At 72.7% G+C, this 23,860-nt stretch carries 25 protein-coding genes; 15 read left to right on the top strand and 10 right to left on the bottom strand.

The window, feature by feature from the left end; translation table 11 throughout:
* Positions 1-122 precede the first annotated feature (122 nt).
* The 5 genes from AC4OR8_RS11840 to AC4OR8_RS11820 all read left to right on the top strand — a co-directional run bounded on the left by AC4OR8_RS11840 (position 123) and on the right by AC4OR8_RS11820 (position 4,132).
* Positions 123-917: a PspA/IM30 family protein gene (locus AC4OR8_RS11840; RefSeq protein WP_492165759.1), complete on the top strand. Its 795-nt coding sequence runs from the start codon at positions 123-125 to the stop codon at positions 915-917.
* Complete coding sequence (pspAA, locus tag AC4OR8_RS11835) at positions 914-1,192, top strand: PspA-associated protein PspAA (RefSeq protein WP_492165758.1); 279 nt, start codon at positions 914-916, stop codon at positions 1,190-1,192. The genes AC4OR8_RS11840 and pspAA overlap by 4 nt, the downstream gene beginning before the upstream one ends.
* An 87-nt stretch (positions 1,193-1,279) precedes the next feature.
* Positions 1,280-2,206, top strand: coding sequence for a zinc metalloprotease HtpX (gene htpX / locus AC4OR8_RS11830; RefSeq protein ID WP_492165757.1), 927 nt, complete (start codon positions 1,280-1,282; stop codon positions 2,204-2,206).
* Positions 2,206-2,778 (top strand): PspA-associated protein PspAB, encoded by a 573-nt coding sequence (gene pspAB / locus AC4OR8_RS11825; protein ID WP_492165756.1) that lies wholly within the window; start codon positions 2,206-2,208, stop codon positions 2,776-2,778. The genes htpX and pspAB overlap by 1 nt, the downstream gene beginning before the upstream one ends.
* A gap of 142 nt (positions 2,779-2,920) precedes the next feature.
* Positions 2,921-4,132 (top strand): sensor histidine kinase, encoded by a 1,212-nt coding sequence (locus AC4OR8_RS11820; protein WP_492165755.1) that lies wholly within the window; start codon positions 2,921-2,923, stop codon positions 4,130-4,132.
* 41 nt (positions 4,133-4,173) lie between these two features.
* Here AC4OR8_RS11820 and nadA read toward each other — a convergent pair whose 3' ends face one another.
* Both nadA and AC4OR8_RS11810 read right to left on the bottom strand, forming a co-directional pair.
* Entirely contained in the window at positions 4,174-5,358 is a 1,185-nt protein-coding gene (gene nadA / locus AC4OR8_RS11815) for a quinolinate synthase NadA (RefSeq protein ID WP_492165754.1), read from the bottom strand.
* Positions 5,359-5,463: 105 nt separating this feature from the next.
* Positions 5,464-6,342: a GNAT family N-acetyltransferase gene (locus AC4OR8_RS11810; RefSeq protein ID WP_492165753.1), complete on the bottom strand. Its 879-nt coding sequence runs from the start codon at positions 6,340-6,342 to the stop codon at positions 5,464-5,466.
* A gap of 40 nt (positions 6,343-6,382) precedes the next feature.
* Here AC4OR8_RS11810 and AC4OR8_RS11805 point away from each other — a divergent pair, with 40 nt between their 5' ends.
* Positions 6,383-7,468 carry a glycerate kinase family protein gene (locus AC4OR8_RS11805; protein ID WP_492165752.1) on the top strand — a complete coding sequence of 362 codons (1,086 nt, stop codon included), beginning with the start codon at positions 6,383-6,385 and terminating at the stop codon, positions 7,466-7,468.
* Positions 7,469-7,581: 113 nt separating this feature from the next.
* Complete coding sequence (gene erpA, locus AC4OR8_RS11800; protein WP_492165751.1) at positions 7,582-7,944, top strand: iron-sulfur cluster insertion protein ErpA; 363 nt, start codon at positions 7,582-7,584, stop codon at positions 7,942-7,944.
* Between the two features lie 123 nt (positions 7,945-8,067).
* On the opposite strand, the gene AC4OR8_RS11795 is transcribed toward erpA, so the two are convergent.
* On the bottom strand, positions 8,068-8,310 hold the full coding sequence (locus AC4OR8_RS11795) for a hypothetical protein (RefSeq protein ID WP_492165750.1): 243 nt from the start codon (positions 8,308-8,310) through the stop codon (positions 8,068-8,070).
* A gap of 151 nt (positions 8,311-8,461) precedes the next feature.
* On the opposite strand from AC4OR8_RS11795, the gene AC4OR8_RS11790 reads away from it, so the two are divergent.
* Positions 8,462-9,403 carry a carbohydrate kinase family protein gene (locus AC4OR8_RS11790; RefSeq protein ID WP_492166416.1) on the top strand — a complete coding sequence of 314 codons (942 nt, stop codon included), beginning with the start codon at positions 8,462-8,464 and terminating at the stop codon, positions 9,401-9,403.
* Here AC4OR8_RS11790 and AC4OR8_RS11785 read toward each other — a convergent pair.
* Both AC4OR8_RS11785 and AC4OR8_RS11780 read right to left on the bottom strand, forming a co-directional pair.
* Positions 9,387-9,635 (bottom strand): sulfurtransferase TusA family protein, encoded by a 249-nt coding sequence (locus AC4OR8_RS11785; RefSeq protein ID WP_492165749.1) that lies wholly within the window; start codon positions 9,633-9,635, stop codon positions 9,387-9,389. The genes AC4OR8_RS11790 and AC4OR8_RS11785 overlap by 17 nt on opposite strands.
* Complete coding sequence (locus AC4OR8_RS11780; protein ID WP_492165748.1) at positions 9,632-10,774, bottom strand: cysteine desulfurase family protein; 1,143 nt, start codon at positions 10,772-10,774, stop codon at positions 9,632-9,634. Before AC4OR8_RS11780 ends, AC4OR8_RS11785 begins: the two co-directional genes overlap by 4 nt.
* 92 nt (positions 10,775-10,866) lie before the next feature.
* Here AC4OR8_RS11780 and ctaC point away from each other — a divergent pair, with 92 nt between their 5' ends.
* From ctaC to AC4OR8_RS11760, 4 genes are all read left to right on the top strand, one after another.
* Positions 10,867-11,760, top strand: coding sequence for an aa3-type cytochrome oxidase subunit II (ctaC, locus tag AC4OR8_RS11775; protein WP_492165747.1), 894 nt, complete (start codon positions 10,867-10,869; stop codon positions 11,758-11,760).
* A complete protein-coding gene (gene ctaD / locus AC4OR8_RS11770; RefSeq protein WP_492165746.1) occupies positions 11,757-13,544 on the top strand; it encodes an aa3-type cytochrome oxidase subunit I in 1,788 nt (595 codons plus the stop codon). The genes ctaC and ctaD overlap by 4 nt, the downstream gene beginning before the upstream one ends.
* The gene (locus AC4OR8_RS11765; protein ID WP_492165745.1) at positions 13,541-13,957 is read left to right on the top strand and encodes a cytochrome c oxidase subunit 4; all 417 of its coding nucleotides are present in this window, start codon (positions 13,541-13,543) and stop codon (positions 13,955-13,957) included. The genes ctaD and AC4OR8_RS11765 overlap by 4 nt, the downstream gene beginning before the upstream one ends.
* 214 nt (positions 13,958-14,171) lie before the next feature.
* A complete protein-coding gene (locus tag AC4OR8_RS11760) occupies positions 14,172-15,425 on the top strand; it encodes a L,D-transpeptidase (protein WP_492165744.1) in 1,254 nt (417 codons plus the stop codon).
* 7 nt (positions 15,426-15,432) lie between these two features.
* Here the strand turns inward: AC4OR8_RS11760 and AC4OR8_RS11755 are convergent, their stop codons facing one another.
* On the bottom strand, positions 15,433-16,365 hold the full coding sequence (locus AC4OR8_RS11755) for a DMT family transporter (RefSeq protein ID WP_492165743.1): 933 nt from the start codon (positions 16,363-16,365) through the stop codon (positions 15,433-15,435).
* Here AC4OR8_RS11755 and AC4OR8_RS11750 point away from each other — a divergent pair.
* The gene (locus AC4OR8_RS11750; RefSeq protein ID WP_492165742.1) at positions 16,364-17,815 is read left to right on the top strand and encodes an aminotransferase-like domain-containing protein; all 1,452 of its coding nucleotides are present in this window, start codon (positions 16,364-16,366) and stop codon (positions 17,813-17,815) included. The genes AC4OR8_RS11755 and AC4OR8_RS11750 overlap by 2 nt on opposite strands.
* Before the next feature lie 95 nt (positions 17,816-17,910).
* On the opposite strand, the gene qcrB is transcribed toward AC4OR8_RS11750, so the two are convergent.
* The 4 genes from qcrB to ctaE form a co-directional block, all read right to left on the bottom strand.
* Positions 17,911-19,659 (bottom strand): cytochrome bc1 complex cytochrome b subunit, encoded by a 1,749-nt coding sequence (gene qcrB, locus AC4OR8_RS11745; protein WP_492165741.1) that lies wholly within the window; start codon positions 19,657-19,659, stop codon positions 17,911-17,913.
* Positions 19,656-20,738, bottom strand: coding sequence for a cytochrome bc1 complex Rieske iron-sulfur subunit (gene qcrA / locus AC4OR8_RS11740; protein WP_492166415.1), 1,083 nt, complete (start codon positions 20,736-20,738; stop codon positions 19,656-19,658). The genes qcrB and qcrA overlap by 4 nt, the downstream gene beginning before the upstream one ends.
* A 68-nt stretch (positions 20,739-20,806) precedes the next feature.
* Positions 20,807-21,676 carry a cytochrome bc1 complex diheme cytochrome c subunit gene (qcrC, locus tag AC4OR8_RS11735; protein ID WP_492165740.1) on the bottom strand — a complete coding sequence of 290 codons (870 nt, stop codon included), beginning with the start codon at positions 21,674-21,676 and terminating at the stop codon, positions 20,807-20,809.
* A gap of 57 nt (positions 21,677-21,733) precedes the next feature.
* On the bottom strand, positions 21,734-22,378 hold the full coding sequence (ctaE, locus tag AC4OR8_RS11730; protein ID WP_492165739.1) for an aa3-type cytochrome oxidase subunit III: 645 nt from the start codon (positions 22,376-22,378) through the stop codon (positions 21,734-21,736).
* Between the two features lie 73 nt (positions 22,379-22,451).
* Between ctaE and AC4OR8_RS11725 the strand changes: the two genes are divergently transcribed.
* A complete protein-coding gene (locus AC4OR8_RS11725; protein ID WP_492165738.1) occupies positions 22,452-23,435 on the top strand; it encodes a cytochrome c oxidase assembly protein in 984 nt (327 codons plus the stop codon).
* A 10-nt stretch (positions 23,436-23,445) separates the two neighbouring features.
* Positions 23,446-23,856, top strand: coding sequence for an Rv3143 family two-component system response regulator (locus AC4OR8_RS11720; protein WP_492165737.1), 411 nt, complete (start codon positions 23,446-23,448; stop codon positions 23,854-23,856).
* Positions 23,857-23,860 lie beyond the last annotated feature (4 nt).

Raw genomic sequence — 23,860 nt, 5'->3', positions numbered from 1 at the left:
GGTCCGTCCCGGCGCCAGCCTACCGGCGTCGCGGACCCGACCCGGGTCCTCGCCCGAGGTTGCCGACGGCCGTAGGGTGAGGGACACACGATGAACCGTTCCGGGAGAGGGACCAGCACCCCATGAGCCTCATGAAGCGCATCAGCCTGATCTTCAGGTCGAAGGCCAACACGGCCATCGACCGAGCCGAGGACCCCCGAGAGACGCTGGACTACAGCTACCAGCGTCAGCTGGAGCTGCTGTCGAAGGTGCGCCGCGGGGTCGCCGACGTGGCCACCAGCCGCAAGCGGGTCGAGCTGCAGGTCAACCAGCTCGAGCAGCAGGGCGCCAAGCTGCAGGGCCAGGCGCAGAAGGCCATCGACATGGGACGCGAGGACCTCGCCCGGGAGGCGCTGACCCGCAAGTCCGGCCTCACCGGCCAGATCAACGACCTCAAGGCGCAGCACGCGCAGCTGCAGGGCGAGGAGGAGAAGCTCACCCTGGCCCAGCAGCGGCTGCAGGCCAAGGTCGAGTCCTTCCGCACCCGCAAGGAGACCATCAAGGCCACCTACACCGCGGCCGAGGCACAGACCCGCATCAACGAGGCGATGTCCGGCATCGGTGAGGAGATGGGCGACATCGGCATGGCCATGCAGCGCGCCGAGGACAAGACCGCCTCGATGCAGGCCCGCGCCGGCGCCATCGACGAGCTCATCGCCTCCGGCGCCCTCGACGACGCCAGCTCGCTGAGCCGCGGCGACGACATCACCCGCGAGCTCGACGCGATGAGCTCGCAGTCCGACGTGGAGTCCGAGCTGGCCCGCCTCAAGGGCGTCTCCGCCCCGGCGCAGCCGCAGGCCATCGAGAGCGGCGACGGCGGCGACATCCTGGCCGCCGAGCCGCAGAAGGCCGAGCAGCCCCGGGACGGCCAGGCATGATCGTCCGCATCCTCGGCGAGGGCCAGTACGACGTGTCCGACGCGGCGCTCGACCGCCTCAACGAGCTCGACTCCGCCGTCGAGCGCGCCGTCGAGGCCGGTGACGACCCCGCGTTCGCCACCGCGCTGCACGAGCTGCTCGAGGGCGTGCGCACCGTCGGCGTCGCCCACGCCATCGACAGCCTCGACGAGTCCGACCTGATCCTGCCGCCCTCGGACGCCACCCTCGACGAGGTGCGCCAGCTGCTGCAGGACGACGGGCTCATCCCCGGCTGAGCCCGCCACTGGTCCGTGGTGGGCGCCGCCCGGCGAGTCGTGCGGCGCTCACAGGATCCTCTTGGCCGAGCAGGGGAGACTGGTGCCATGGCCACCAACCGCTTCATCAAGGACCGCGGCCTCACCGCGCGGATGACGATCGTGATGTTCCTGCTCGGTGCCCTGTTCGTCGCGCTGGTCGTCGGGGTGGGCCTGGCGATCGCCGGGGACGACCCCGTCCTGATCCTGCTGGTCGCGGCCGTCGGCCTCGCCCTGGTGTGGTGGCAGTGGTACTCCTCCGACAAGGTCGCGATGCGGGCCATGGGAGCCCGTGAGGTCACCCCCGAAGAGGCTCCCGAGCTGCACGGCGTGATCGACCGGCTCTGCGCGCTCGCCGACATGCCCAAGCCCCGCGTCGGCGTCTCCGACAGCCGGCTGCCCAACGCGTTCGCCACCGGCCGCTCGCCCGACCGCGCCGTCGTCGTGGTCACCACCGGTCTGATGCGCACCCTCGACGCCGAGGAGCTCGAGGGCGTGCTCGCCCACGAGCTGTCGCACGTCGCCCACCGCGACGTCCTCGTGATGACGGTGGCCTCGTCGGCCGGCATCCTCGCCGGCACGCTCAGCCAGGGGGCGCAGTACGGCGCCTTCTTCGGCGGCGGGCGCCGCGACAACAACAACAACGGCCTGCCGATCTGGCTGGTCGTGCTGGTCATCAGCCTCGTCACCTACGCGATCAGCTTCCTGCTGCTCAAGGTGCTCTCGCGCTACCGCGAGCTCTCCGCCGACCGCTCGGGTGCCCACCTCACGATGAAGCCGCAGGCGCTGGCCTCGGCGCTGCAGAAGATCACCGGCGAGATCAACACCATCCCGCAGAAGGACCTGCGTGCCACGCAGTCGATGAACGCCTTCTTCATCGCCCCGGCGGTGCGCGGAGCCACGCTGAAGACCCTGACCTCGACCCACCCGTCGCTGGAGCAGCGCCTCGAGCAGCTCGCGCGGATCCAGGCCGAGCTGGGCCGGCCGGGCCTCTGATGGGCTTCCTCGACGCGATCCTCGGCCGCACGAAGCCGAAGCAGGCCAACCTCGACGCCCTCTTCCTGGTGCCGAGCGCCGCGATCACCCTGCAGGCCTCTGCCGGGCTGACCTCCACCGGCCAGGGCGCGGTCTGCTACCGCGCGGCCGGCGGGGCGGCGTTCGGGCAGGTGGAGGCCGAGGTGCTGGCCCTGCTGCGCGACGCCCCCGACGCCCCCGAGGTGCGCACCAGCACCGACGAGTTCGGGTTCACCTGGCTCGTCGTCGACCACGACCCCGAGGACGTCGCCGGGCTGTGCACCGACCTGCACGCGGTCAACACCACGCTGGAGGCCCAGGGCTTCGGGCCCGGGCTGCTGTGCTCCCTGCTGCCCTTCCAGGAGGCCTCCGGGCGCAAGGTCGGGCTGGTCTACCTCTACAAGCAGGGCACCTTCTACCCCTTCGCCCCCTCGGGGCCCCAGCGGCGCGACAACCTGACCGAGATCTCCCTGCGCACGCTCCTGGCCGAGGAGCTCCCGGTCGAGCAGGACATGTCGCGGTGGCTGGCCGTGTGGGGCGCGCCGGGTCTGTGACCGCCGTACGGGTGGCCCGGGCGGGTGGTCAGGTCGCACCGACCGGGTGGGGCCGGGCGCTGGGTCGGCGTACTAGGGTCTCGGCAGCGCTTGTCCTACCGGCGTCCCCGACGGGGCGTCCCCCCGCCCCCCGAGGAGTCGCGTGACCCACCAGGCCGTCCCCGAGGTCGACCGCCAGCGCGTGGTCGAGATCGACCGCTACCAGGTGCTCTTCGACCCCCCGCGCGACGATCTCGTGGCGCTCGTCGAGATCGCGGCGCAGGTCGCCGACGTGCCCATGGCCACGATCAACCTGATCACCGCCACCGAGCAGCACCAGATCGCCACGTCCGGCTTCGACGCCTCGGTGTGCGCTCGCGAGGACTCGATGTGCGACGTGGCGCTCGCCGCGGGCGCCCCCATCGTGGTCACCGACGCCTCGGTCGACCCGCGCTTCCGGGACAACCCGTTCGTGACCGGCGAGATCGGCAAGGTCCGGTTCTACGCCACCCACCAGCTGCGCGCGCCCGGTGGCACGGTCATCGGCACCCTCTGCGTCTTCGACGAGCAGCCGCGCGAGCTCACCGACGAGCAGGAGGAGGCGCTGGTCAAGCTCGCCGACCGGGTCGTCGACCTGCTCGAGCTCGAGCTGCGCAGCCGCGAGCTGGCCGGCTCGGTCGCCGAGCTGGAGGGCGCGCGCGCCGAGCTCGAGCGTTCCAACCAGCAGCTGGCCGCGTTCGCCGGCCAGGTCAGCCACGACCTGCGTAACCCCCTCACCGCGGTGGCGATGTCGCTGAGCATGATCGAGGAGGAGGTGCAGGAGCGGGCCGAGGACTCCGACCTGCCCTTCCTGGTACGTCGGGCACGCGGCGGGGCCACCCGCATGCAGTCGCTGATCGACGACCTCCTCGCCTTCGCCCGCGTCGGCGGCGAGCTGGCCCTCGTCGAGGTCGACCTCGACCAGGTGCTGCGCGACGTGCGCGACGACCTGACCACGGCCCTCGAGGGCGCCGAGGTGAGCGTCGAGGCGATGCCGACCGTCTCCGGCGACCCGGTGCAGCTGCGTGCCGTCCTGCAGAACCTGGTGGCCAACGCCGCCAAGTTCGTCCGCGACGGCGAGCCCGCCCGCATCGAGGTGCGCGCGGAGCGCCTCGAGGCGGCGTGGCGCATCGACGTCGTCGACCACGGCCCCGGCATCCCGCCCCACCAGCGCGACCGCGTCTTCGAGCCGTTCACCCGGCTCGCCACGCGGGTGCCGGGCTCGGGGATCGGCCTGGCCACGGTGCGGCGCATCGTGGACGCCCACGGGGGATCGGTCTCGGTCGCGGAGACCCCCGGTGGAGGTGCCACCTTCTCCGTGCTGCTGCCCGGCTGACCCGGCTGACCCGGCCCGGCGGCCCGGCGGCCCGGCGGGGCTCAGTCCTTGGCGGTCTTGCCCGGCAGGGCCAGCATCCGCTCGAGCGCGACCAGCGCCCAGGTCTCGGTCTCGGCGTCGACCTCGATGCGGTTCACCACGGTGCCGGCCACCAGCGACTCGAGGGCCCACACGAAGTGCGGCAGGTCGATGCGGTTCATCGTGGAGCAGTAGCACACCGTCTTGTCGAGGAAGGTGATGTGCTTGTCGGGGTGGGCGGCCGCGAGCCGCTTGACCAGGTTGAGCTCGGTGCCGATGGCCCAGCTCGAGCCGGCCGGGGCCGCCTCGATGGTGTTGATGATGAACTCCGTGGAGCCGACCAGGTCGGCGGCCAGGACGACCTCGTGGGTGCACTCCGGGTGCACCAGCACCTGCACACCCGGGATGGTCTCGCGCAGCTGCGCGACGACCTCGGGGGTGAAGCGGCCGTGCACCGAGCAGTGGCCCTTCCACAGGATCATCGTGGCCGCGGCGAGCGCCTCGGGGGTGACCCCGCCGTCGGGCAGGCGGGGGTCCCACACGACGCAGTCGCCCAGCTCGAGGCCGGTCTTCAGCACCGCGGTGTTGCGGCCGAGGTGCTGGTCGGGCAGGAACAGCACCTTCGCGCCGCCGGCCACGCCGCCCTTCTGCTGGAAGGCCCAGTCGAGGGCGACCTCGGCGTTGCTGGAGGTGCACACGACACCGCCGTGGCGCCCGCAGAAGGCCTTGATGTCGGCCGAGGAGTTCATGTAGGTGACGGGGACGACGGAGTCGGCCACCCCGGCCGCCTCGAGGGCCGCCCAGGCGGCCTCGACCTGGGTGAGGCGCGCCATGTCGGCCATCGAGCAGCCGGCGGCGAGGTCGGGGAGGATCACCTGCTGGGCCGACGAGGTGAGGATGTCGGCCGACTCGGCCATGAAGTGCACGCCGCAGAACACGATGAACTCGGCGGCCGGGCGTGCCGCGGCCTCGCGGGCGAGCTTGAAGGAGTCACCGGTCACGTCGGCGAACGCGATGACCTCGTCACGCTGGTAGTGGTGACCCAGCACGAACACCCGGTCGCCCAGCGCGGCCTTCGCTGCCTCGGCGCGGGCCACCAGGTCGGGGTCGGAGGCCGCGGGCAGGTCGCCCGGGCACTCGACGCCCCGCTCGGCGGACAGGTCGGTGCCGCGGCCGAGGGGCAGCAGGGGCAGGTCGACGGTCGTCATGACCCGATCGTAATCCTGGGCTCCCACGGCCCACGCATCCCCAGGCCGCTCGGGCTCCCCGCCCCGTCGGCCGGGCCCTCCGGCCGGGTCGCCCCGGGGCGGGACTCAGAGCAGGGCGCCGTGGTGGACGTACGGCACCGGCGGCGCCATGCCGCGCACCCCCAGGTGGCCCCGGGTCGCCAGCGCGAGGCGGGCGGTCATCGCGACGTCGACGGCCCACGCGTTGAGGCTGGTGACGTGCGGCACCTCGGCGTCCGCGCCGGGGTCGACCGCGGCCAGGCACTCCCACAGCAGGGTGCGGGCGGTGGCCTCGTCGCGGGCGGCGAGCAGCGCCGGGCCCGACGGCGAGGCCCAGGCGTAGCCGGAGCGGTCGTCGGCCACCACGAGGCGGGCCATCGCCGCGACCGCGTGGTGGTCGGGGCCGTGGGGCCCGCCGCGCAGGTGCCGGTCGAGGTCGTCCATCCAGGCGAGGTCGTCGGCCGTGCCGTCGCGCAGGCCCGACGTCACGGGGATCGCGGTGCGGTCGACGCGGCCGTGGAGCAGCAGCTGGGGGTGCAGCGCGAACCCCGCGGCCCAGTAGCGCCGCAGCGCCGCCGGGTCGTCGGAGGCCGACAGGAGGCCGCGGTCGCAGCCCGCGGCGTGCTGCTGGGCGGCCTCCAGGAGCCTCGCCCCGACGCCGCGGCCCTGCCGGCCGGGCCGCACCGCGAAGGTCGCCAGCAGCCAGAGGCGCTCGCGCCGCGCCGACGTCGCGAAGCCGAGCAGGCCGTCGGCGTCCTCGGCCACCCAGCAGCCGCCGGGGTCGGTGTCGAGGAAGCCGGCGGTGCGGGTGACCCACCGGGCGGCGCGCTCGGGTGGGCGGCGCGCGGGCTCGGGGAGCCCGGGGCGGTGCGTGGCCAGGTCGACCTGCAGGAACGCCTCGGCGCTGACGGCTTCGGCGGCCACCACGTCGTCGGCGCGCATGGGACGCAGGGACCAGCCGCTCACGGTCCCACCCTAGGAGCCCGCGATGGGCGAGGATGCTGCCATGCGCATCCTGGTGGCACCCGACAAGTTCGCGGGCACGCTGAGCGCGGTGGAGGCCGCGGCGGCGATCGCCACCGGCTGGCGCCGCCACGCCCCCGACGACGAGGTCGACCAGGCACCGATGTCGGACGGCGGCCCCGGCTTCGTCGACGTGCTGCACGCCACCCTGGGCGGCGACCTGGTGGCGGTGACCGTGACCGGGCCGACCGGCACCCCGGTGCCGGCGGCGGTGCTGGTCGTCGGCGACGCCGCCTACCTGGAGACCGCCCAGGCCTGCGGGCTCCACCTCACCGGCGCGCAGGGTGCGGAGACCGCCACCACCCGCGGCGTCGGGGAGCTGCTCGGCCACGCCGTCGACACCGGGGTCGGCACCGTCGTCCTCGGCCTCGGCGGCAGCGGGACCGACGACGCCGGCGCGGGCATGCTGGCCGCGCTGGGCGCGGAGGCCGACGTGCCGCTGGACGCCGGCCCGGCCGGACTCGCCGGGGTCGGTCGCGTCGACCTGGCCCCGGCACGCGCCCGCACCGCGGGGGTGCGGCTGGTGGCCGCCACCGACGTGGACGTGCCGCTCACCGGCCTCTTCGGGGCGACCAAGACCTTCGGCCCGCAGAAGGGCCTCACCGAGGACCGGCTCCCGATCGTCGACGGGTGGCTGGAGGAGTTCGCCACGGCCACCGACCGCCGCACGTCGTTGGAGAAGGGGGCGGGCGCCGCGGGTGGCCTCGGCCACGCCCTGCTGCTGCTCGGCGCCACCCGCGAGCCCGGCATCGCGCTGGTCTCCGAGGCCGTCGACCTGGAGCGCCGGGCCCGCGAGGTCGACCTGGTGCTGACCGGCGAGGGGGCCTTCGACTACTCCAGCCGCGCCGGCAAGGTGCCCTCCGGGGTCGCCGAGGTGGCCGGTCGGGCGCTGCGCCCGTGCGTGGCGCTGGCCGGGCAGGTGCTGGTCGGCTCGCGGGAGATGCGGGCACTGGGCGTGGAGTCGGCGTACTCGCTGGTCGACCTGGTGGGCGAGGACCGGGCGTTCGCCGACCCCGCGGGCTCGCTGGAGGCCCTCGCGGAGCGGGTCGCCCGCACCTGGTCGCGCTGAGGCCGCGGGCCGGCGGAGCCCCTCGGGGAATACCCGCCGGTGTGCGACCATTGAACCGAACGCAGAGCCGCCCAGGACACGGACGGCACCCTCGACGATCGGGAGCCACACACATGACCGAGCAGGTGGAGACCACCACGGAGCGTCGCTCCGACAGCATCAACCTGAGCCCGGTGGCGGCCGCGAAGGTGAAGAGCCTCCTCGAGCAGGAGGGTCGTGACGACCTCGCCCTGCGCATCTCCGTGCAGCCCGGTGGCTGCTCGGGGCTGCGCTACCAGCTCTTCTTCGACGAGCGCACCCTCGACGGCGACATCGTCACCGACTTCGACGGCGTGGCCGTCGTGGTCGACCGGATGAGCGTGCCCTACCTCAACGGCGCGATGATCGACTTCGTCGACAGCATCGAGAAGCAGGGCTTCACCATCGACAACCCCAACGCGACGGGCTCCTGCGCCTGCGGCGACTCGTTCCACTGAGCCACCCGCACTGCCGCTGAGCGGCAGGCCGCGTGACGACGGCCCCCACCGGAGCTCCGGTGGGGGCCGTCGTGCGTCTGGACGCCGCTCGGTCGGGGACGGTGCACCGCCGACCGGGTGCGGTCAGTCGAGGTGCAGCTGCAGCGCTGCGGCGAGGCGCTGCGCGGCCGCCGAGACCGTGATCTCGCGCTTGGCCACCTCCCGCGGGTAGTCGTCCCAGCGCAGGCTCGGGGTGGGTCCGGTGGCCCGGGTGGCGGCGTCGGCCAGGCCGAGGGCGTCGCCCACCGCACGGCAGTCGGCCACCATCTCACCCGGCGCGGCGAGGTCGTCGTAGGCGAGGCGGGAGGGGCCGCGGTAGGAGGTCATGGCGGCGACGCTAGGGGCTACCGTGGGGTAGTCCCAGCGGTACCCGCGGGTAGTGTTCGCCGACGTGCCCCCCACCCACGCCGCCCCGTCCGCCAGCGTCCGCCCGGGCGGCTCGCTGCTGATCGCGGGCTCGATCGCCACCGACCACCTGATGGGCTTCGGCGGCCGGTTCGCCGACTCGCTCGTCGTCGAGCAGCTCGACAAGCTGTCGGTCTCCTTCCTCGTCGACGACCTCGAGATCCGCCGCGGCGGCGTGGCGGCCAACATGTCGTTCGGCCTGGGCCGGCTCGGCCTGCGCCCGGTGCTGGTGGGTGCGGCGGGCGAGGACTTCGCCGGCTACCGGTCCTGGCTGGAGCGCCACGGCGTCGACTGCTCGTTCGTGCGCATCTCCGAGAGCCGGCACACCGCCCGGTTCGTGTGCACCACCGACACCACCGGCGCGCAGTTCGCCTCCTTCTACCCCGGCGCCATGAGCGAGGCGCGGCTCATCGAGCTGGCCCCCATCGTCGACAGCGTGGGCGCCCCGTCGTACGTGCTGGTCGGCGCCGACGACCCCGACGGCATGCTGCGCCACACCGAGGAGTGCCGCCAGCGCGGCTACCCGTTCATCGCCGACCCCAGCCAGCAGCTGGCCTTCGCCGAGGGCGGGGTGATCCGCGACCTCGTCGACGGCGCCGCGATCCTGTTCTCCAACGAGTACGAGTCGGCCATGATCGAGCAGAAGACCGGCTGGTCGGCCGACGAGGTGCTCTCCCGGGTCGGCACGCAGGTGACCACGCTGGGCGCGGCCGGCGTCCGGATCCTGCGCAACGGCGAGGACCCCATCGAGCTGCCCGCGGCCCGCGGGGTGACCGCCGTCGAGCCCACCGGCGTGGGCGACGCCTTCCGCGCCGGCTACCTCGCCGCCGCCGCGTGGGGCCTGGGCATCGAGCGCTCGGCGCAGGTGGGCTGCGTGCTCGCGGCGTACGTCGTCGAGACCGTCGGCACCCAGGAGTACACCTTCACCGCAGCGCAGTTCGCGGCCCGGCTGGAGGACTCCTACGGCGCCGACGCGGCCGCGGAGGTCACGCCGTTCCTCACGCCCCTGGGCTGAGCCGACGCACCAGCAGCCGCGGCACGCCGTCGGCGGCGACGTCCTCGCCGAGGTAGGCGTGGCCCCGCATCCGGCACCACGCCGGCACGTCCACGCGGGCGGCGGCGTCGGTGGCCACCACGGCGAGCACCCCGCCCACGGCGACCTCGCCGACGTGGCGGGCGAGCTCGATCACCGGCGCCGGGCAGAGCATGCCGCGGCAGTCGAGCTCGAGGTCGACCACCGTCGTCACAGCCCGACCTCGGCGCGCAGGTCGGCCACCACGCCCGGCAGCACGGCCAGGAACCGCTCCACGTCGTCGTCGGTGGTGTCACGGGTCAGCGAGAGCCGCACGTTGCCGTGGGTCAGGGCCCCCATCGCGGCCAGCACGTGGCTCGGCTCGAGGGTCGAGGCGGTGCACGCCGAGCCGCTGGCCACCCCGAAGCCGGCGCGGTCGAGCGCGGTGACCAGGGCCTCGCCGTCGACGTAGAGACAGCTGAACGTCACCAGGTGGGGCAGGCGGTCGTCGGGATGGCCGACGACCTCGGTGTCGGGCAGCGACGCCGCGACGGCGCGCACGCGGTCGACGAGCCGACGCTGGCGGGCGGCGACCTCGGCGCGCTCGGAGACCACGGCGCGCAGCGCGGCCGCAGCGGCCAGCGCGGCCGGCACGTTCTCCGAGCCCGAGGTGCGGGGGTCGACCCGGTCGTCGAGGGGGAAGGGGCTCACCCAGGGCGTGCCGTGACGCACCAGCAGGACGCCGACGCCCGCCGGGCCGCCCCACAGGTGCGACGAGGCCGCCGCCACCGACCACCCCTCGGGCAGGTCGACGCGCCCGGCCGAGGCCCGGGCGTCGACGAACAGGGGGACGTCGCCGAGGCCGGCGGCCACCTCGGCCACCGGCTGCAGCGTGCCGACCTCGTGGTTGGCCGACTGCAGGGCCACGGCGGCCACGCCGGGGGAGCGGCCCGCCCTCACCACGGCGGCGGCGTCGACGCGGCCGTGGCGGTCGACCGGCACCACCTCGTGGTCGCCGGTGCCGGTCCAGTCGAGGGCGTGCAGCACCGAGGAGTGCTCCACCGCGGAGTGCACCACGCCGCTCCCGGCCCGGGCGCGGGCCAGCCGCAGCCCCAGCAGGCCACGGTGCACCGCGTCGGTGCCCGAGGCCGTGAACGACACCTCGTCGCGGCGCACGCCGAGGCACTGCGCGACGACCTCGCGGGCGTTGTCGAGCAGCAGCCGGGCGTCGCGCGCGGGCCCGTGGAGGCGGCGCGGGTCGGCGTACCCCCGGGCGAGCGCGGCGAGCACGACGTCGCGGGCGGCGGGGTGCAGCGGCTCGGCGGAGGCGGCATCGAGGTAGGCGGCGCCGGTGCCGTCGGCGGGGTCGGTCACGCCGCCACGGTAGGCCACACCCTGCTCGGCTCGGGGTGGGGCGGTGACGTACCCTGAGGATCACCCGTGATTGTTGAGAGGAAGGCTCTTTCGTGAGTCTGTGGCATCCCCTGCGCCCTGCCGGGCGACGCGGCGCGACCCGCGCCACCCTGGCTGGCGTGCTCGGCGTCGGCGTGCTGCTGATGTCCGGTTGTTCCTCGGAGGCGCGGCGCCTGGCGATGCCGGAGCCCGTCACCGAGCAAGGCGAGTCCACCCTCGACCTGTGGCAGGGCGCGTGGGTCGCGGCCCTGGTCACCGGCGTCGTGGTGTGGGGCCTGATCGCCTGGGTCGTGGTGCGCTACCGCCGACGCAGCGACGACGAGATCCCGGTGCAGACGCGCTACAACCTGCCGCTGGAGATCTTCTACACGGTCGCGCCGATCATGATGGTCATCGTGTTCTTCGCCCAGACCGTGCGGGTGCAGAACATCGTGCTCGACGAGGACGAGCCGCCCGCCCAGACCATCGGGGTCGTCGGCTTCCAGTGGTCGTGGGCGTTCAACTACGCCCTCGACGACGAGGACGGCGACGGCGTCTCCGAGACCGACCGCTACGTCTACGAGAACGGCACGGCCGGCTACATCCCCACCCTCTACGTGCCGGTGGACTCGACCACGCGGTTCGAGCTGCGCTCGCCCGACGTGATCCACGACTTCGGCGTCCCCGGCTTCCTGGTGAAGATGGACGTCATCCCGGGCCGCGACAACTCCTTCCAGGTCACGGCCAAGCGCATCGGGACCTACGCCGGCAAGTGCTACGAGCTCTGCGGCACCTACCACTCCCGCATGCTGTTCAACGTGGAGGTGGTCTCCCAGGAGGACTACGACGCCTACCTCCAGAGCCTCGTCGACCTCGGTCGAGAGGTGCCGGAGCCCATCACCGGTGGAGAGTTCGCGGCCACTCAGGCCGGCGACCCCACCGCGGAGACCGAGGGAGCACCCGAGTGACCGCCACCGCAGCACAGCCGACGTCGAGCCAGGTGATCCCGCCGCGCAAGCAGCTCGGCCAGCAGCTGGTCACGGTGATGACCACCACCGACCACAAGCTGATCGGCAAGCTCTACCTGATCACCTCGTTCGTCTGGTTCCTGGTGGGCGGCCTGATGGCGCTGCTCATCCGCTCCGAGCTGGCCTACCCGGGCCAGCAGGTCGTCAACGACGAGCTGTACAACCAGCTGTTCACGATGCACGGCACGATCATGCTGCTGCTGTTCGCGACGCCGCTGTTCTTCGGGTTCGCCAACGTGATCATGCCGCTGCAGATCGGTGCGCCCGACGTGGCGTTCCCGCGGCTGAACATGCTGAGCTACTGGCTGTTCCTGTTCGGCAGCCTGATCGCCTCCTCGGGGTTCCTGACCCCCGGTGGTGCGGCGTCGTTCGGCTGGTTCGCCTACACCCCGCTGTCGGACGCCGTGCGCTCCCCGGGAGCCGGCGGTGACCTGTGGATCATGGGCCTCTGGCTGGCCGGTCTCGGCACGATCCTCGGTGCGGTCAACTTCATCACCACGATCATCTGCATGCGCGCGCCCGGCATGACGATGTTCCGGATGCCGCTGTTCGTCTGGAACACCCTGATCACCAGCCTGCTGGTGCTCATCGCGTTCCCGGTGCTGGCGGGCGCGCTGCTCAGCCTCGAGGCCGACCGGCAGCTCGGCGCCCACGTCTTCGACACCGCCCACGGCGGCGCGATCCTGTGGCAGCACCTGTTCTGGTTCTTCGGCCACCCGGAGGTCTACATCATCGCGCTGCCGTTCTTCGGCATCGTGACCGAGATCCTCCCCGTCTTCAGCCGCAAGCCGATCTTCGGCTACGTCGGCCTGGTGGCGGCCACCCTGGCCATCGCGATCCTGTCGGTCGCCGTGTGGGCGCACCACATGTTCGTGACCGGGGCGGTGGACCTGCCGTTCTTCTCCGGCATGACGTTCCTCATCGCGGTGCCCACGGGCGTGAAGTTCTTCAACTGGATCGGGACGATGTGGGGCGGCTCCCTGTCGTTCGACACCCCGATGCTGTGGTCGATCGGCTTCCTCACCACGTTCCTCTTCGGTGGGCTCACCGGCATCATCCTGGCCAGCCCCCCGCTGGACTTCCACGTCTCCGACTCCTACTTCGTGGTGGCGCACTTCCACTACGTGGTGTTCGGCACCGTGGTGTTCGCGATGTTCGCCGGGTTCTACTACTGGTGGCCGAAGATGACCGGGCGGATGCTCGACGAGCGCCTCGGGAAGCTGCACTTCTGGATCCTGTTCTTCGGGTTCCACCTGACCTTCCTCGTCCAGCACTGGCTGGGCGTCGAGGGCATGCCGCGCCGCTACGCCGACTACCTGCCCCAGGACGGCTTCACCGCGCTGAACCAGGTCTCGACCGTGGGTGCGTTCCTGCTCAGCGCCTCGATGATCCCGTTCTTCTACAACGTCTACGTCTCCCGCAACGCCCCGCTCGTCGAGACCGACGACCCGTGGGGCTGGGGCCGCTCCCTGGAGTGGGCCACCTCGTGCCCGCCGCCGCGCCACAACTTCGTGACGCTGCCCCGCATCCGCTCCGAGTCGCCGGCCTTCGACCTCCACCACCCGGAGATCGCGGCCATGGAGCTCGACCAGAACGCCGCCGCCGCCGACAACGGCTCGTTCGCCGACGCCCCCGACATGGACGGTCGCGAGGACCTCCTGCGCGAGCGCACCGGCAACGACGACCCGAGCGACGGCGCCACCGACGGAGGGACCCACCGATGAAGGCCGAAGCCTGGATCTTCGCGATCTGCACCATCTTCCTGGTGCTGGTGACGCCGGCGTACTGGTTCATCACCGAGGCCGGCAGCGTCGGCGGCGACTGGACCGGCACCTCCGCGCTGTTCATGACCATGCTGCTCACGCTCATGGTCACCATCTACCTGGCGTTCAACGCCAAGAAGATGGACGACCGGCCCGAGGACCGCAAGGACGGCGAGATCGCCGACGGCGCCGGCGAGCTCGGCTTCTTCCCGCCGTACTCCTGGTGGCCGCTGTGGTCGGCAGCGACCCTGGCGGTGATCGTGTTCGGCATCGCGATGGGCGCCTGGTGGCTCTCGATCATCGGCGCCGCCCTGGGTGCGGTCGCGGTGTGCGGCCTGATCTTCGAGTACTACCGCGGGGAGCACGCGCACTGACCTCACGACCGGTGCCGCACCCTGGTGTGGCCCCGGCGCAGCCCCGCACGACCGACCGACTCCGCGCAGCCCCCGGGCGCGCGGAGTCGGTCGTTGTGGTCCGCGCGGTTACCCTGGCCAGACGTGCCGCACGACCGCACGGACGTCTCGGCCCTGCGCGGCTGGTCGTCACCGCACGACCGACCCCGCCCGCCGTACCCCTGGAGTCCTCCGCATGCGCGTCACCACCCCCCGTCGTCCCCGTGCCCACCGTCGGTCCGGGGTGACCGGCCTGCTCGGCCTGGCCCTGGCGGCGAGCACGGCGCTGACCGCCTGCGACGCCGGTCGGCCTGCCGACCCGTCCGGTGCCTCCGGTGGCACCGGTGGTCGCGACGGCGGTGCCGGGACGCAGCAGGCGGCCGACGTGGCCCCTGCCGAGGTGACGACCAACGTCGCCGCCGCGGCCAGGAACGTGCCGGTCGACACCCTGGTGGCGGTGACGGTCGCCAACGCCGAGCTGAGCTCGGTGGAGGTCACCTCCCCGGCCGGACCGGTGGGCGGCGCGATGGCGCGCAACGGCTACTCCTGGAAGGCCGACGAGCGCCTCGAGCCGGGCACCGACTACACCGTCACCGCGGTGGCCCAGGGTGCCGAGGGCGAGCCGGTGCGACGCGTCACCCGTTTCCGCACCCAGGACCTGACGCTCGCCGAGCAGACGTTCCCCTCGGTGGCGCCCCTCGACGGCGAGACCGTCGGTGTCGGCATGCCCGTCGTGGTCACCTTCGACGTGCCGGTCACCGACCGGGCCGCGATCGAGAAGAACCTCACCGTGACCGCGAGCCCCGCTCAAGCCGGCACGTGGCGCTGGCTCAGCGACAACGAGGTGCACTACCGGCCCAAGACCTACTGGAAGGCCGGCACGGAGGTCAGCGTCGACGTGGACGTCAACGGCGTCGACGCCGGTGGCGGCATCTACGGCCAGGAGGACCGCGACATCGACTTCACCGTCGGCGACGCCCACGTCTACCGGGTCGACGCGAGCACCCACCAGATGACGGTGTTCAGCAACGGCGAGCAGCTCCGCACGATCCCGATCACGACCGGCAAGGCCGGGTTCACCACCCGGTCGGGCACCAAGGTGATCATGGAGAAGTTCGAGAGCCGCCGGATGAACTCCGAGACCGTCGGCATCGCCGCCGGGAGCGCCGAGGCCTACGACATCGCCGACGTGCAGTACGCCATGCGGCTGACCTACTCAGGGGAGTTCATCCACGCCGCGCCGTGGTCGGTCTCCTCGCAGGGCTCGGCCAACGTCAGCCACGGCTGCACCGGCATGAGCACCGAGGACGCCGCGTGGCTCTACGCGATGACCCTGCGCGGCGACGTCGTGGAGTACACCGGCACCGACCGTCCGATGACGCTGGACAACGGCTACGGCGACTGGAACGCCTCCTACGCCGACTACGCCCGCGGCTCCGCGCTCAGCTGAGCCTGCCTCAGCCGCTCCGCCCGGACGGACGCAGGCGAGCCCGGACGGCGCCACCGGCGCAGGCGACCACCAGCAGGCCGCCTGCTGCCGTCGCCGCCGTCACCTGCTCGCCGAGGAGCAGGGCTGCCCAGGCGATGCTGAGCACCGGCTGCAGCAGCTGCACCTGGCTCACGCTCGCCATCGGCCCGATGGCGAGCCCGCGGTACCACGCCACGAAGCCCAGGAACGCGCTGACCAGCCCGAGGTAGCCGAACGACGCCCACTGCGCCGGACCGGCGGTGGGCACCTCCTGGGCGACCGCGAGGCAGGTCAGGCCGAGCATCAGGGGTGTGGCGGCCACCAGGGCCCACGAGATGGTCTGCCAGGCGCCGACCTCGCGCGCGAGCAGGCCGCCCTCGGCGTACCCGACCGCGGCGGCGAGTACGGCGCCGAGGAGCAGCAGGTCGGCCGCGCCGAGACCGTCGACCCCACCGGAGTGAAGGGCGGCGAAGCCGACCCCGGCCAGCGCGCCGAGGCCCGCAGAGAGCCAGAACGCCGCCGGCGGCCGCTCGCGCCCACGGACGACCGCGGCCACCGCCGTCGCGGCCGGGAGCACCCCCACCACGACAGCGGCGTGACCGGCCGGCGCGGTGGTGAGGGCGTAGGAGGTCAGCAGCGGGAAGCCCACCACGACGCCGCCCGCCACCACCCCCACCCGCAGCCACTGTCGCCTGCTGGGGGGCCGCTGACGGGTGAGGGCGAGGGCCGCCCCGGCGAGCAGGGCCGCCAGCACGGCGCGCGCGGAGCCGAGGAACAGCGGCGAGAGGCCGTCCACCGCGACCCGCGTCAGCGGCACGGTCAGCGAGAACGCGGTGACGCCCAGCAGGCCCCACCACAGGCCGGCCGACGACGCCGGTAGCACGGGGGTGGAACGTGCGGTAGCGGTACTCTTGTCCGTCATGACCGACGGTAGCAGTGCCCGGATCGCCCTCGCGCTGCGAGCCTGGGTGCGCACGGCCGCTCCCGGGGCCCGGTTGCCGTCCACGCGGGCGCTCGCCGCCACCCACGGCGCTGGGCCCGTCACCGTGCAGCAGGCACTGCGCACCCTTGCCGCCGAGGGCCTGGTGGAGAGCAGGCCAGGTGTCGGCACGTTCGTGCGCCCCGGGCGCACGGTGCGGGCCGTGGACCACGGGTGGCAGACCGCAGCCCTCGGTGTGCCGCTGTCGGGGGCGTCCCGGCCCTCGCGCTCGGCACCGTCGACGGCCCTGCCCTCCGCCCTGCCCTCTGCCCTGCGCACCGGGGCGCACGACGTGGTCGCGCTGCACGCCGGCTACCCCGACCGCGCCCTGCTCCCGGAGCGCCTGGTGCGCCAGGCCCTGGCCCGCGCGGCACGGGGTGACGCCGCCCTGGAGCGGCCGCCGGCCGCGGGGCTGCCGGACCTGCGCACGTGGTTCGCCGGCGAGCTCGCCGCGGTGGCGGCCAGCGGCACCACCCCGGCCGCACCCGGTGACGTGGTGGTGGTGCCCGGCACCCAGGGGGCGCTGGGCTCGGTGTTCCGGGCGCTGGTCGGCGCCGGGCGCCCCGTGCTGGTCGAGTCACCGACCTACTGGGGCGCCATCCGCGCCGCCCACCAGGCCGGGGTGCGCCTGGTGCCGGTGCCGAGCGGCCCGACGGGCCCCGACCCTGTCGACCTCGACCGCGCCTTCGCCGAGACCGGGGCGCGCGTGCTCTACGCCCAGCCCGCCTTCGCCAACCCCACCGGCGCCCGGTGGTCGACCGCGCTCCAGGAGGACGTGCTCGCCGTCGTGCGGGCCCACGGTGCGTTCCTGGTGGAGGACGACTGGGCCCACGACCTCGCCCTCACCACCACGCCCGTGCCCCTCGCCGCCCGCGACGACTCCGGGCACGTCGTCTACCTGCGGTCGCTGACCAAGAGCGTGTCGCCGGCGTTGCGCGTGGGGGCGCTGGTGGCCCGCGGACCCGCCCGCGAGCGGCTGCTGGCCGACCGGGCGTCGGAGTCCCTGTACGTCAGCGGGCTCCTCCAGGCCGCGGCCCTCGACGTGGTCACGCAGCCGGCCTGGCAGTCCCACCTGCGCGGCGTGCGCCGGCAGCTGCGCGAGCGTCGCGATCTGCTCGTGGCGGCGGTGCAGGAGCACGTGCCGCAGGCCGAGCTCACCCACGTGCCCGCCGGCGGGCTGCACCTGTGGCTGCGGCTGCCCGACGGCACCGACCCGGCCCGCGTCGTCGAGGACTCCGAGCGGGTGGGCCTGCTCGTCGCGTCGGGCGACGAGTGGTTCCCGGCGGAGCCGACCGGGCCGTTCCTGCGCCTCGGGTACGCCGGTCCCGACCCGGCGTCGTTCGGGGCCGGTGCGCGGCTGCTCGGCCAGGTGCTGGCGCGCGCCACGGCGTGACGGGCGACCCCGCCCACTGGCCGGTGGGGGAGCGGAGACGCAGGACGGCCCCGGACCGTGTGGTCCGGGGCCGTCCTGCGTCTCGTACGGGTCGATCAGTGCTGGTCGCGCGGCTCCTGGCCCTCGCCCGCGTGGCGGCCGGTGACCTGGCGGTCGGAGGTGCCGCCGTCCATCGCCGACTGCAGCTCGAGCTCGTGCTCGGCGTGGTGGTGCGACGCCTCGAGCTCCTGCGCAGTGGGCTTCTGGACGTTGTCGGCGTACCACATCGTCGACAGCCGGCTGCGCAGCTTGGCCACGCGACCGGCGGGCGCCGGGATGCCGTTGGCGTCCACCTTGGTCTCGTCGGTCACCGGCACCTCCTCGCGGTCACGCGCCGTGAGGGTGTAGGCCGACGACGGCGACACGGGCAGGTGCCGCTCGCTGTAGCCGCCCTCCGGCGAGCGCATGATCACGCCCGTCTCGTAGCCGTGCAGCAGCTTCGCCTCGTCGTGGCGCTGGAGCGAGATGCACCAGCGACGAGCGATGAAGAAGGCCAGCAGGGGCCCGACGAACACCGCAGCGCGCATGAAGTACGTGATCTGGTTGATGCTCAGGTCGAGCTGGATGGCGATGATGTCGTTGCCGCCCGCGGCCCACATGAGGCCGTAGAAGGTCATCAGCGCCACCATGATCGCGGTGCGCGTCGGGGCGTTGCGCGGGCGCTCCAGCAGGTGGTGGTCCCGCTTGTCGCCGGTGATCCACGACTCGATGAAGGGCAGCATCAGCAGGATCGTGAACATCAGGCCCGGCAGCACGATGATCGGCAGCAGGACGTTCCAGGCGATCGTGTAGCCGAACAGGTGCGACTCGATGCCCGGCATGATGCGCAGCGCGCCGTCGGGCCAGCCCATGTACCAGTCGGGCTGGGAGCCGGCCGTGACCTTGGTCGGGTCGTAGGGGCCGTACTTCCACACCGGGTTGATCGTCAGGAGCCCACCCATCAGGGCGCAGACACCGAACACGATGAAGAAGAAGCCACCGGCCTTGGCGGCGTACACGGGGAGCATCGGGAAGCCCACGACGTTCTGCTCCGTGCGGCCGGGACCAGGCCACTGGGTGTGCTTGTGGTAGACGAGCAGCAGCATGTGGGCGGCGATGAGCGCCAGCAGCAGGCCCGGGATCAGCAGCACGTGGATGGTGTAGAGGCGCGGGATGATCGAGGCGCCGGGGAACTCGCCGCCGAAGAGGAAGAACGAGATGTAGGTGCCGACGACGGGGATCGACTTCACGAAGCCGTCGGCCGCGCGGATGCCCGTGCCGGAGAGCAGGTCGTCGGGCAGGGAGTAGCCGGTGAAGCCCTCGAGGGTGCCGAGGAGCAGCAGCAGCGAGCCGATGACCCAGTTGAGCTCACGGGGCTTGCGGAACGCGCCGGTGAAGTAGACGCGCAGTAGGTGGATCATCATCGAGGCGATGAAGAGCATGGCTGCCCAGTGGTGCATCTGGCGCATCAGGAGACCGCCGCGCACGTCGAACGAGAGGTGCAGCGTGGAGGCCAGGGCCTCCGACATCTCGATCCCGCGCAGCTGGTTGTACGAGCCCTCGTAGGCCACCTCGCCCATGCTGGGGACGTACCACAGCGTGAGGAAGATGCCGCTGAGCAGCAGGACCACGAAGCTCCACAGGGCGATCTCGCCCAGCATGAAGGACCAGTGGTCGGGGAAGATCTTGCGGAGGTTCTTCTTGGCCAGCGTGCCGAGACCGAGTCGGTCGTCGGCCCAGCTGGCGACCGCGCCGGCACGGTTCGGCTTGGAGACCGCCGTCGCGCCGGAGGTGGTCGTCGCCACCTTGCTCGTGTCGATGCTCACAGGTCAGCCTCGCCTTGGTCGCCGATGTCTTCGTGGGATCGCTCCCAGTAGCTGGGCCCGACGGGCTCAGTGAAGTCGCTCTGCGCCACCAGGTAGCCCTCGTCGTCGACCATGATCGGCAGCTGCGGCAGGTGACGCCCGGCAGGACCGAAGATGACGCGGCCGGAGTCGGCCAGGTCGAACGTGGACTGGTGGCAGGGGCACAGCAGGTGGTGCGTGGTGCGCTCGTTGAGCGAGATCGGGCACCCCACGTGGGTGCAGATCTTGGAGTAGCAGGTGATGCCGTCGACGGTCCAGTTGTCCCGGCCCTCGCCGGGGATGATCTCGTCGGGGTCCATGCGCAGCAGGATCACCGCGGCCTTGGACTTCGCGACCTGCAGCTCGATGCCCTCGATCTCGGGGTAGCCGTTCTCCTCGGTCGGGAAGATCGCCTCGGGCTCGGCGTTCACCAGGTCGCCGATCTCGAGGTCGGAGGCGCGGATCGGGGTGCCGACGACGTCGCGGACGATGCGCATGCCGGGCGCCCAGATGGTCGCCTCGAGACCGCTGGTGCCGGGGTCGGCCGCCGCGGCCTGGCCCGGGGTGGGGCCGAGGTCGCGCAGCAGCACGATGACGGGCAGGCCGAGCAGGCCGACCGAGCCGAGCAGCGTGTTGCGGATCAGGGGCCGCCGCGAGATGCCCGACTCGGCGAGCCCGTCGTTGAGGGCGGCCACGGTGGCGGCGCGGTCCTCGTCGGAGGAGCGCGCCGGGTGGCGCATCTCGACCATCTCGACGTCGGCCATCAGCTTGCGGGCCCACTGGATGATCCCGATGCCGATGAACAGCAGGGCGCCGCCGAGGGTGGCGCCGAGGGCGACCGTGGAGGCGCCGTAGTTGAGGACGGTGTCGTGGTTGTCGCCGATGCCGAGGGTGACGTAGGCGACGACGAACAGCACGGTGCAGATGGCGGAGAGCCCGAAGAACGCCGCGACCTGGCGCTCGGCGCGCTTCTCGGCCTTGGGGTCGACGTCGGTGGGCCGCCAGGTGTGGGCGGGCAGGCCCGGGTTGGCCAGGGGCTCCTCGGGCGGCAGGGCCGGCAGGTGCTGGCCGCTCCCGCTGGGCTCGAGGGCGGAGCTGCCGCCGGCGCCGGGCTGGTCGTGGGTGGTGGTCACTGGCTCACCTTCTTCGTGCTCACGCGGGTCGTGTGGGCGGCGATCCAGACGGCGAAGCCGACGAGGCCACCGATGCCGAGCACCCAGGCGAACAGGCCCTCGGAGACGGGTCCGAAGCCGCCGAGGCCGAAGCCGCCGTAGCCGGGCTGCTCCTCCAGGGAGCCGAGGTAGGCGATGACGTCGCGCTTCTCGTCGGGCGTGATGTTGCCGTTGGAGAAGGTGTCCATCGCCTGGGGGCCGGTCAGCATGGCCTCGTAGATGTGCTTGGGCTCGACGCCGCGGATCTGGGGGGCGTAGCCACCGCGGGGCATGGCGCCGCCGGAGCCCTCGAAGTTGTGGCAGGCGGTGCAGTTGGTGAGGAAGATCTGGCCACCGCGGACGATCGCGGCCTCCTGCTCCTCGGGGCTGAGCCCCTCGATGCTGTAGTCCTCCTCGTCCGGGATGCCCGGACCGGGGGCCAGCGAGGCGACGTACGCCGCGAGCTGGGCGATCTCCTCGTCGCTGTAGGCGACCGGCTTGTCGGGTGCCTGCTGGGCCGGCTTGGCCAGCGGCATCCGGCCCGTGCCGACCTGGAAGTCGACCGCAGCGGCACCGACGCCGACCAGCGACGGGCCGATGGCCTCGCCGTTCACGCTGTACTGGCCCTCGCCGTTCTGGCCGTGGCAGAAGGCGCAGCCGATGAGGAACAGCTTGCGCCCCGCCTCCACGTCGGCGGCCTGGGTCTCGGTGCTCTCCGCCTGGGCGGGGGAGAACGCCGCGTACATGCTGCCGGTCAGCAGCAGGCCGACCACCAGCATCATCATGCCGGCGAGGCGGCCACGACGGTGCCGGGAGAGTCGGCCGGCGGAGCGGTTCAGGAAGCGCACAGTAAATCCTCTGTCGTCTGTTGAGATAACTCTACATCTCTTGTGTAGGAATCGGGGTCACTGCACGAGGTAGATCGTGGCGAACAGACCGATCCACACGACGTCGACGAAGTGCCAGTAGTAGGAGACGACGATCGCGCTGACCGCCTGCTCGTGGGTGAACCTCTTGGCGAGGTAGGTGCGGCCGAGCACGAGGAGGAAGGCGATCAGCCCACCGGTCACGTGGATGCCGTGGAAGCCCGTGGTCAGGTAGAACATCGAGCCGTAGGCGGAGTCCTGGATGGTGATGCCCTCCTGGACCAGGTTGGCGTACTCCACCGCCTGGCCGGCGACGAAGATCGCCCCCATCAGGTAGGTGAGGAAGAACCACTCGCGCAGGCCCCACGTGCGGAAGGCCAGCAGCGAGCCGGTGCGGCCGGCCTGGCCCCGCTCGGCGGCGAACACGCCGAGCTGGCAGGTCAGCGACGACAGCACGAGGATCGTGGTGTTGATCGCGGCGAACGGCACGTCGAGCACCGCGGTGTTCGCCGCCCACAGCTCCGGGCTCACCGCGCGGATCGTGAAGTACGACGCGAACAACGCGGCGAAGAACATCAGCTCGCTGGAGAGCCAGATGATCGTCCCGACGCTGACCATGCTGGGTCGGTCGTGGTGCCCGTGAAGACGGGACGCGGGGATGGTTGCTGCTGATGCTGTCGCCACCCGGTCATTATGGCCTGCCCCGGCCCAGATCCCACCTCGGGCCCCTCACGCGGCGCCTCCTACAGTGGGAGGAGTGGACGCGACGCTGCTGACGACCTCGGGCACGGCCCTCGGCGCCGGCCCCTGGACGGTCGACGCGACCCTGCCGCCGCTGGACTTCGCGGCGTTCTTCACCGAGTGGTCGCTGGCCCCGGTGCCGACGGTGCTCAGCGTGTGGGCGGCCGGGCTCTACCTGCTCGGCGTGCACGCGATGCGCCGCCGCGGCGACCACTGGCCGGTCGGCCGCACGCTGTCGTTCGTCGTGCTGGGCATGGGCACCTTCTACGTCGCGACGGCGTCGGGCCTGGCGGCGTACGACACGACGCTGATCAGCGCCCACATGGTGCAGCACATGGCGCTGTCGATGCTGGTGCCGCTGGCCCTGGCGCTCGGCGCGCCGGTGACGCTGGCCCTGCGCACGCTGCCGGCCGCGCCGCGGCGCTGGCTGCTGGCGGTGCTGCACTCGCCGGTGGCGCGGGTGCTGTCGTTCCCGCCGCTGACCTTCACCCTCTACATCGTCTCGCCGTGGGCGCTGTACTTCTCCGGCTGGTACCGCGCCTCGCTGGAGTCGGCCTACGTGCACGAGGCGATGCACGTGCACCTGGTGATGGTGGGGGCACTGTTCTTCTGGCCGCTGATGGGCATCGACCCCGTCCCAGGCCGGGTGGGCTACCCGTTCCGGGTGCTGCTCGTCGTGCTCACGCTGCCCTTCCACGCCTTCCTGGGCGTCACGATCATGGGCCAGGAGACGCTGCTCGGCGGCGACTGGTACCCCTCGTTGCAGGACGGGCCGATGGGCTACTGGCTGCCCGACCCGCTCGAGGACCAGCACCTCGCCGGCGGCATCCTCTGGGGGACCGGTGACCTGATCGCGCTGGTGTTCTTCGCGGTGCTGTTCACGCAGTGGGTGCGCTCCTCCATGAAGGAGGCCACCCGCGAGGACCGTCGCCTCGACCTGATGGAGGCGCGGGCGTCGCGCGCGGCCCGCCCCAGCGCCCGCGAGGACGCCGAGCGGTAGCATCGCGGCCGTGACCAGCCCGAAGACCGCCCTGAAGGTGCTCGTCTACAGCGACGACGTCCACACCCGCGAACAGGTGATCCTGGCGCTGGGTCGCCGTCCGCACCCCGACCTGCCCGAGCTCGAGTACGTCGAGGTCGCCACCGAGCCCGTCGTGGTGCAGGTGATGGACGGCGGCGACGTCGACCTTGCGGTGCTGGACGGCGAGGCCGTGCCGGCCGGCGGCATGGGCATCGCCAAGCAGCTCAAGGACGAGATCTTCCGGTGCCCGCCGGTGGTCGTGCTCACCGGTCGACCGCAGGACGCCTGGCTGGCCACCTGGTCGCGCGCGGAGGCGGCGGTGCCCCACCCGATCGACCCGCTGCAGCTGGCCGAGACCGTGGTGACGCTGCTGCGCGCCCGCACGCCGGCCGCGACCTGAGCGC

The organism is Nocardioides sp. FY1077 (assembly GCF_058681775.1).
Note: the sequence above shows the minus strand (reverse complement) of the source record. Positions and strands in the feature narration are given on the sequence as shown.